The sequence below is a fragment of the Brevundimonas denitrificans genome (assembly GCF_030160755.1).
GTDB classification, from domain to species: Bacteria; Pseudomonadota; Alphaproteobacteria; order Caulobacterales; family Caulobacteraceae; genus Brevundimonas; species Brevundimonas denitrificans.
In genome coordinates this window covers 26,579-34,709 of sequence record NZ_BSOY01000027.1, presented here as the reverse complement: position 1 = coordinate 34,709, position 8,131 = coordinate 26,579, and the positions used below count along the sequence as shown (strand labels likewise).

The 8,131-nt window shown below is 67.4% G+C and carries 11 protein-coding genes and 1 tRNA gene; 11 read left to right on the top strand and 1 reads right to left on the bottom strand.

From position 1 onward, the window contains the following. From QQJ79_RS07700 to QQJ79_RS07655, 10 genes are all read left to right on the top strand, one after another. Nucleotides 1–96: EF-Tu C-terminal domain-related protein (locus QQJ79_RS07700; protein ID WP_284222345.1), on the top strand; the 96-nt coding region annotated here is incomplete at its 5' end. Between the two features lie 281 nt (nucleotides 97–377). Further along, a complete protein-coding gene (locus tag QQJ79_RS07695; protein ID WP_284222344.1) occupies nucleotides 378–503 on the top strand; it encodes a hypothetical protein in 126 nt (41 codons plus the stop codon). Between the two features lie 94 nt (nucleotides 504–597). Next, complete coding sequence (locus QQJ79_RS07690; protein ID WP_284222343.1) at nucleotides 598–1,932, top strand: hemolysin family protein; 1,335 nt, start codon at nucleotides 598–600, stop codon at nucleotides 1,930–1,932. A gap of 110 nt (nucleotides 1,933–2,042) precedes the next feature. Beyond that, nucleotides 2,043–2,118: transfer RNA gene (locus QQJ79_RS07685), tRNA-Trp, on the top strand. A 64-nt stretch (nucleotides 2,119–2,182) separates the two neighbouring features. After that, complete coding sequence (secE, locus tag QQJ79_RS07680) at nucleotides 2,183–2,473, top strand: preprotein translocase subunit SecE (protein WP_284222342.1); 291 nt, start codon at nucleotides 2,183–2,185, stop codon at nucleotides 2,471–2,473. An 11-nt stretch (nucleotides 2,474–2,484) separates the two neighbouring features. Beyond that, the gene (nusG, locus tag QQJ79_RS07675) at nucleotides 2,485–3,060 is read left to right on the top strand and encodes a transcription termination/antitermination protein NusG (protein WP_284222341.1); all 576 of its coding nucleotides are present in this window, start codon (nucleotides 2,485–2,487) and stop codon (nucleotides 3,058–3,060) included. A 289-nt stretch (nucleotides 3,061–3,349) separates the two neighbouring features. Further along, complete coding sequence (rplK, locus tag QQJ79_RS07670; protein WP_284222340.1) at nucleotides 3,350–3,781, top strand: 50S ribosomal protein L11; 432 nt, start codon at nucleotides 3,350–3,352, stop codon at nucleotides 3,779–3,781. Nucleotides 3,782–3,785: 4 nt separating this feature from the next. Next, nucleotides 3,786–4,472 (top strand): 50S ribosomal protein L1, encoded by a 687-nt coding sequence (gene rplA, locus QQJ79_RS07665; RefSeq protein ID WP_284222339.1) that lies wholly within the window; start codon nucleotides 3,786–3,788, stop codon nucleotides 4,470–4,472. A 186-nt stretch (nucleotides 4,473–4,658) separates the two neighbouring features. Further along, nucleotides 4,659–5,162, top strand: a complete 504-nt coding sequence (locus tag QQJ79_RS07660; RefSeq protein WP_284222338.1) for a DUF2059 domain-containing protein — start codon at nucleotides 4,659–4,661, stop codon at nucleotides 5,160–5,162. A 154-nt stretch (nucleotides 5,163–5,316) separates the two neighbouring features. Then, a complete protein-coding gene (locus tag QQJ79_RS07655) occupies nucleotides 5,317–5,751 on the top strand; it encodes an NUDIX hydrolase (RefSeq protein WP_284222337.1) in 435 nt (144 codons plus the stop codon). Here the strand turns inward: QQJ79_RS07655 and QQJ79_RS07650 are convergent. Continuing rightward, complete coding sequence (locus tag QQJ79_RS07650) at nucleotides 5,748–6,218, bottom strand: DUF1203 domain-containing protein (protein ID WP_284222336.1); 471 nt, start codon at nucleotides 6,216–6,218, stop codon at nucleotides 5,748–5,750. The two genes, QQJ79_RS07655 and QQJ79_RS07650, sit on opposite strands and share 4 nt — an antisense overlap. An 85-nt stretch (nucleotides 6,219–6,303) precedes the next feature. Between QQJ79_RS07650 and QQJ79_RS07645 the strand changes: the two genes are divergently transcribed. Next, nucleotides 6,304–8,106, top strand: coding sequence for a M3 family oligoendopeptidase (locus tag QQJ79_RS07645; protein WP_284222335.1), 1,803 nt, complete (start codon nucleotides 6,304–6,306; stop codon nucleotides 8,104–8,106). Nucleotides 8,107–8,131 lie beyond the last annotated feature (25 nt).

Here is an 8,131-nt window from a genome sequence, read left to right as displayed (position 1 = left end):
ATCACCCCGATCGCCATGGAAGAGAAGCTGCGCTTCGCCATCCGCGAAGGCGGCCGCACCGTCGGCGCCGGCGTGGTCTCCAAGATCACCGAGTAAGCCTTTCGGTGCGCTAACGCTCGCGACGCGGTCGCGCGCTTCTTGAGCGCGGCCTCAAGCCGCGAGCCTCCGCGAGGCGAGCATAGGCCAACAAGACAGAGCGGCCCCCGGAGCGATCCGGGGGCCGTTTTGCTGTCCGGTCACTGCGGAGGGGGCGACCGGGGGCCTCGCTTCGCAGGAGAGAAGGACGGTTAAGGCGCGCCCGTTCCGGCGCAAGCGCTTGCGCGGAACCGGCTCCTGACCCCTACGTTCGCACTGTGGACGTTAGGGATTCAGTAACCATGCGGCGCGCGCTTCGGATCGGTCTGTTCATCGGCACCTTCATCGGCATGTCGGCCTGCGCGGCGATGCCGGACGACGGGTCTCGCGGGGCCTATGGCGGCGTCGAGGTCGGGCGCACGCGCTGATCGCCAAGGAAACCGTGGCGGCGGGGGCGAAATCCCCCTATCATCCCGCTCGCGGATGCCGAATGTAGCGCCGCGCCGGTTTCGACCCCCCTAGATGTTACCCTTCGCCATCGCAGCCGTTCTGCTCCTCGTGGTGCTCAACGGCCTGTTCGCCATGACCGAGCTGGCGGTCGTCTCTTCGCGGAAATCGAGGCTGCAGAGCCGCGCCGAGCGGGGCGACAAGGGCGCGCGCGTCGCGCTGAAGCTGGCCGAGGACCCGACGCATTTCCTGTCGGCGGTCCAGGTCGGCATCACTCTGATCGGCATCGCCGCGGGCGCCTACGGCCAGGCGGCGATCGCGGGCGAGCTGAACCACATCCTCGAGGCGGCCCTGCCGCAGCTGGCGGCCTATACCGAAGTCTTCTCGACGGTTCTGGTTATCATCTTCATCACCTATGTCTCGGTGATCGTCGGCGAACTGGTGCCCAAGCGGCTGGCGCTGATCTTCCCGGAAGCGATCGCCTCGAAGATGGCGGCGCCGATCTCGACCGTGGCCATCGTGCTGAAGCCGTTCGTGGTGATCCTGACGGCCTCGACCTCGGCCATCCTCAAGGTCATGGGCGTCAAGGACCGCGACGGCTCGGACGTGACCCAGGAGGAGGTCGAGACGATGATCGCCGAGGGCACCTCGGCCGGCCTGATCGAGCCCGAAGAGCAGACCATGATCGAGGAGATCCTGCGTCTGGGCGACCGGCCGATTCGCGTGGCCATGACGCCGCGCCACGAGGTGTTCTGGATCGCCCTCGACGACAGCGAGGAGACGCTGCGCACCGAGGTCCGCACCTGCCCCTATTCGCGGATCGTCGTGGCGCGCGAGAACGACGTCGATAACCCCCTGGGCGTGGTCCACAAGAAGGACCTGCTGGACAGCCTGCTGGACAACGGCGAGTTCAATGTCGAGCGCCATGTGCAGACGCCGGCCTTCATTCCGCAATCGACGTCGGTGCTGAAGGCGCTGGAGATCATGAAGGCCTCCAAGGTCCACATGGCCTTCCTGGTCGATGAATTCGGCGCCTTCGAAGGCGTGGTGACGGCGACCGACCTGCTGGAAATGATCGCCGGCGATTTCGACGAGGGTCACGACGACGCCGAGGTCAATGTGCGTCTGCGCGAGGACGGCAGCTGGCTGGTCGACGGCCAGACGGACATCGATGAACTGGCGGATGCGCTGGGCGAGGATTTCGGCGAGGCCGAGGGCTTCCACACCATCGCCGGCCTGGTGCTGCACCAGTTGTCGCGGGTCCCGCATGAAGGCGAAATCCTGCAGCTGGGCCGGTTCGAGGTCGAGGTCATCGACATGGACGACCGCCGCATCGACAAACTTCTGTTCAAACAGGTGGTCAAGCCCGAGGACGAGGCCCGGGCCGTGGCCGAACAGTACGACGATTAGCCCCAAGCCGCTTGAAAACCCCCGCGCGGTCGGGCATACGCCGCGGTCTGGCGAAGCCGAACGCGCCTGGGGGGAGACCCTCTGGCGCGTTGTAGTTTTGTCCGGGACCTAGGAGTGTAGCTCAGCTGGTAGAGCATCGGTCTCCAAAACCGAGGGTCGTGGGTTCGAGTCCCTCCACTCCTGCCACTTTTCACTGACGGGGCGCCTCCCCATCTGCACCGTCAGCAAGTTGAAACGAGACCAGAAGACCATGGCCAAGGCCAAGAGCCCCTCGGGGCGACGCACCCAGCCCGTCCAACCGGCGATCGCCGGGAACGCCGTGGCGGCCGAGGCGGCCGCGCCGAAGAAGCGCACCTCGATTCCGCAGTTCATCAGCCAGGTCCGCGCCGAAGGGCGCAAGATCGTTTGGCCGAGCCGCAAGGAAACCTGGATCACCTCGGTGATGGTGCTGATCATGGTCGTCATCGCCGCGATCTTCTTCTTCGTGGTCGACGCCGGTCTGTCTGTGGCCTCGCGCTTCATCCTCGCGATCGGCCAGTAGGAAACACCCCCATGACCGACGCCGCCCCCAAGCCCGCCGCCAATCCCCGCCACAAGTGGTACATCGTCCACGCCTATTCGAATTTCGAGAAGAAGGTCGCCCAGCACCTGACCGACCAGGCGCGCCAGCAGGGGCTCGAGGACTGTTTCTCTGAAATCCTGGTGCCGACCGAGGACGTGGTCGAGATCCGCCGAGGCCGGAAGGTCAACTCGGAGCGCAAATTCTTCCCCGGCTATGTGCTGGTGAAGATGGAGATGACCGACGACGCCTATCACCTGGTCAAGAACACCCCGAAGGTCACGGGCTTCCTGGGCGCCGCGGGCGGCACCAAGCCGCTGCCGGTGTCCGAGAAGGAAGTCCAGAACATCATCGGCCAGGTGGAGGAGGGCGTCGAACGTCCGAAGCCCACCATCCGCTTCGACATCGGCGAGACCGTCAAGGTCATCGACGGACCCTTCGCCAGCTTCGAGGGCCAGGTCGAAAGCGTCGACGAGGACAACGCCCGCCTGCGCGTGGCCGTGTCCATCTTCGGCCGCCCGACCCCGGTCGATCTGGAATACAATCAGGTCGAGAAGAACGCTTCGTAATCCCGATCCGCTCATCCCGGCGAAAGCCGGGACCCAGTTCTTTGGGTGATGCAGCGGGTGTGATGATCTGAAAGCCCCAGTCCGGAAGCGCCGGCGTCAAGCTGGACAGCACTGGGTCCCGGCTTTCGCCGGGATGAGCGGATTGTATTTGATCCGAGTTTCCGCTACACGCGCGCCTCGCTCTGAGGGGCGGTGCGGGTTCGCCCGCATAAATCCGTGGGAGGCAGCCATGCCACGACCACGGCTCACCGGTCCCGATTGAGTTCGGGGCCACAGTCAGGAGAGACCAATGGCCAAGAAGATTCTGGGCTATATCAAGCTGCAGGTGCCGGCCGGCAACGCCACGCCTTCACCCCCGATCGGGCCCGCCCTCGGTCAGCGCGGCGTCAACATCATGGGCTTCGTCAAGGAGTTCAACGCCCGCACCGAGAAGGAAGTCAAAGGCACGCCCCTGCCGACCGTGATCACGGTCTACCAGGACAAGAGCTTCACCTTCGTCACCAAGACCCCGCCCGCGACCCACTTCATCAAACAGGCCGCAGGCATCACCTCGGGCTCGAAAATGACGGGCCGGGAAGTGGCCGGCAAGATCAAGCGCAGCCAGCTGCGTGAGATCGCCGAAAAGAAGATGAAGGATCTGAACGCGAACGACCTGGACGCCGCGACCAAGATCATCGAAGGCTCGGCTCGCGCCATGGGCCTCAACGTCGTGGAGGGCTAAGCACATGGCCAAGCAAACCAAGCGCACCAAGGCCCGGACCGGCGACACGCTGGCCCTGATGCCGTTCTCGGACGCCATCGCCGCGGTCAAGACCAACGCCACCGCCAAGTTCGACGAGTCGATCGAGATCGCCGTCAACCTGGGCGTCGATCCGCGTCACGCCGACCAGCAGGTCCGCGGCGTCGTGAACCTGCCGTCGGGCACGGGCCGTGACGTTCGCGTCGCCGTCTTCGCCAAGGACGCCAAGGCCGCTGAAGCCCTGGCCGCCGGCGCCGACATCGTGGGCGCCGAGGATCTGTACGAGAAGATCAACGGCGGCTTCATGGACTTCGACCGCGTCATCGCGTCCCCGGACATGATGGCCCTGGTCGGCCGTCTGGGTAAGGTGCTGGGCCCGCGCGGCCTGATGCCGAACCCCAAGGTCGGCACCGTGACTCCGAACGTCGCGCAAGCGGTCAAGGACGCCAAGGGCGGCGCGGTCGAGTTCCGCGTCGAGAAGGCCGGCATCGCCCACGGCGGCATCGGCAAGGCCTCCTTCACCCAGGAAGCCCTCGAAGCCAACGTGAAGGCCTATGTCGACGCCCTGCAAAAGGCCCGTCCGACCGGCGCCAAGGGCACCTACGTCAAGCGCATCACCCTGTCCTCGACCATGGGACCGGGCTTCAAGATCGACCCGGCGTCGCTGGCTTGATTTTGGGCCGCGGTCGTCGGCCCTTCGGGACCTCCCGACCCGACGCGGCCTGAGCCTCCGGCCTCAAGCAGGGCGAACGCCCGTCAGGCCAAACGAATGACGGCGGCGGAGAGCGATCTCCGCCGCCGTTTTCGTTTGCGCGTCGCGGCGCCGGAGGTGATTGTGGCGGGTCTTCGGGGGAGTGTTATGCGGATCATCGCCATTCTGGCCGTTATTGTGGCGGTGTCGGCCGGGCCGGTCATGGCCCAGACGCGGCCTGACGCCGCCCGCCAGAACCATCTCGATCTCGCCGCGCAATACTTGGAGCTGACCCAGGGCGGCGATCTGGTGAAGCAGATGCGTCGCCAGATCGAGGACGGCTATGGCGAGGCCGACCTTCCGCCCGAACAGCGCGCATGGCTGGTCGACTCCATGTCCGACATGTTCGCGGACGTCATGGCCCTGACGATCGTGGAGTTGCGCGACGACGTCGCCGACAGCTTCACCGTCCAGGAGCTGGAGACGGCCATCGCCTTCTACGACTCCCCGATCGGACGGTCGGTCGTCCGCAAACAGGTGGATATGAACACCGAACTGCAGGAGGTGATGATGGGGCTGCTGGTTCCGCGGATCACCGATCTGATGGAGAAATACTGCACGCGGTTCGACTGCACCGCCCTGGGCGAGGCGGCCGCGAAGCGGGAGGATTGATCGTCAGGGTTCTGACGGGTTGACGCGCGTTGCCGGACGCGGGACTCAACGACTGCGGGCATCCCGGATGTCCCGGAGATTCGCGGATGCCCGGCTTTTTCCAGTTGTTGTACGGAACGGATGACGGCCCGGCTGTCTGGCGCCGTCCGGCCTGATGGTCGATCATCACCCCCGCACCCAGTCGGCCGAAAGGCGTCAGGTCGCCGCCCTGCCGTGGCGCCGGGGCGCGGACGGGATCGAGATCCTGCTCGTCACCTCGCGCGAGACCCGGCGCTGGGTCACGCCCAAGGGCGGACGGATGCCGGGCCTGACCGATGCCCAGGCCGCGGCCCAGGAAGCGCTGGAGGAGGCCGGGGTCGAGGGCGTGATCGGCGAATCGCCTCTGGGGACGTTCCGCTACCTGAAGGTGCTGAAGCGCCGCGCGCCCCGCTGGTGCGTGGTCGCGGTCCATGCGCTGGAGGTGCGGCTGGAGCACGTGACCTGGCAGGAACAGGCCGAGCGGGAGCGCGTCTGGGTCAGTCGGGACGAGGCGGCGCGGCGGGTCGATGAGCCGGACCTGAAGGCGCTGATCTCGGCCTTCGAGGGCTAGGCCCGCTCCGCCTCGGCCAGGTAGCAACCCCGTCGGGCGGTATGGACATGGATGCGGTCGACGCGGTCGTCGGCGAACCATTGCATCAGCCGGTCCCCCAGCTCGCGGCCCTCGACGACATCGGCGTCGGTCATCATCCAGTCGGCGTCATAGGCGCGGACCGAGAGCAGGCGGCGGCCCAGTATGTCCGGCACCTCGCCGGGCGCCGGACGGGCCTCGAGGGCGGCCTCGCGGACGAAGATCGGCCCCTCGGCGCGATAGGGGCTGGACGGGTCTTCGAGATGGCGATGGTTGAGCAGGATCAACGCCTCGCCCGGTTCGGCGTCGGCGAGGCTGATACGGCAGGGCGCGCTGTTGGGCGCGTCGGCGATCATGCGGCGCGCGCCAAGCGCCGCCAGGGCGGCGTCGTCGAGGGCGAACAGGGACTGGAACGGGGCCAGGGGGAGGGATGTGATGCGGAAGGTCATGGCGCGATCTTCGGCCGTTGACGATTGTGCGTCTGGCGGTTTTCGGACGTTGCGCCGGGCCGCCCGCATCCCCACAACGGTGGGCATGAACGCACCCTTCAAGACCCCGACCGATCCGCTGGACGCCCCCCATTGGGATTTGTCCGACCTGTACGCTTCGCGGGAGGACGCCCGTATCGAGGCCGACCTCGCCCGGGCGCGCGGCATGGTCGACGAGCTGAACGCGCTGCAGGGCAGGCTGGTGGCGGCGCGCGGCGAGCCGGCGCTGCTGGGCGAGCGGCTGGACCGGGCCGTGACCGTGTACGAACAGGCGTCCGACATTCTCGGCGCCCTGGGGGCCTATGCCTTCATGGCGGCCTCGACCAACCGCAGCGATGCGGCGGCCCAGGGGTTCGAGGCGACGGTGCGGGAGAAGCTGACGGCCATCGCCACGCCGACCGTCTGGGTCACCCTGGAGGTCAACCAGCTGGAGGAGGCCGAGATCGAGGCGGCCCTGGCGGCCTGGCCGGCCGCGGCGCGCTGGCGGCCGTGGCTGCGGCGGGTGCGGGCCATGAAGCCGCACGAACTGTCCAACGAACTGGAGACCTTCCTGGCCGAGCGCGGTCCGATCAGCGCCCAGTGGCCGCGCCTGTTCGACGAGACGCTGGCGGCGATGAAGATCAAGGCGGGCAAGGACGAGCTCACCCTGTCCGAGGCCCTGAACCGGCTGTCCGATCCCAAGGCGGCCCGGCGCAAGGCGGCGGCCGAGGGCCTGACCGAGGCGCTGGCGGCGCGGACCCAGACCATGGCGCTGGTGTTGAATACCGTCTCCGCCGACAAGGCGCTGGAAGACAAATGGCGCGGATTCAAACGCCCGGCGGATGCGCGCCACCTGTCCAATGAGGTCGACGGCGAGTCGGTCGACGCCATGGCCGAGGCCGTGGCCGCCGCCTATCCGAACCTGTCGCACCGCTATTACGCGCTCAAGGCCCGGGCCATGGGCAAGGCGAAGCTGGACCAGTGGGACCGCAACGCGCCGATCGAGACGACGGCCCCGCGCGGCTATGACTGGGCGGCCGGCAAACAGCTGGTGCTGGAGAGTTTCGCCGATCTGGGACCGGAGTTTGCGGACCGGGCCGGCGGCTTCTTCGACAGGCCGTGGATCGACGGCAAGGCGCGGCCCGGGAAACAGTCGGGGGCCTACGCCCATCCGGTGACCTCGGACCGCCATCCCTACGTCTTCCTGAACTGGATGGGCGAGCGGCGCGACGTGCTGACGCTGGCGCATGAACTGGGGCACGGCGTGCACCAGACGCTGGCGGCGGGGCAGGGCAGTCTGCTGGCGGACACGCCGCTGACCCTGGCCGAGACGGCGTCGATCTTCGCCGAGGGGCTGACCTTCGACCGGCTGCTGACGACGGCGCCGAGGGCCGAGCAGCGCGGCCTGCTGGCCGGACGGATCGAGGACGGGCTGAACACCGTGGTGCGCCAGATCGCCTTCCACCGTTTCGAGACCCGGTTCCACGACGAACGGGCGGCGGGAGAGCTGGCGGTCGAACGGATCGGCGAGCTCTGGATGGAGGAGATGGCGGCCTCGCTGGGCCCGGCGATCACGCTCAACCCCGGCTATGAGCACTGGTGGAGCTATGTCAGCCATTTCGTCCACTCGCCCTTCTACGTCTACGCCTATGCGTTCGGGGATCTGCTGGTGGCGGCGCTGATGGAGACCCGGGCGAAGGACCCGGCCGGGTTCACGCCGCTGTACCGCGAGCTGCTCGCGGGCGGCGGGTCGAAGGGCTATGTCGAGGCCCTGGCCCCGTTCGGCCTGAACCCGCGCGACCCCGCCTTCTGGACGATCGGCACGAAGCGGCTGGAAGGGCTGATCGACCGGTTTGAGGCGCTGGTCTGACGAACGGCGTTGACGGACCGTTCGG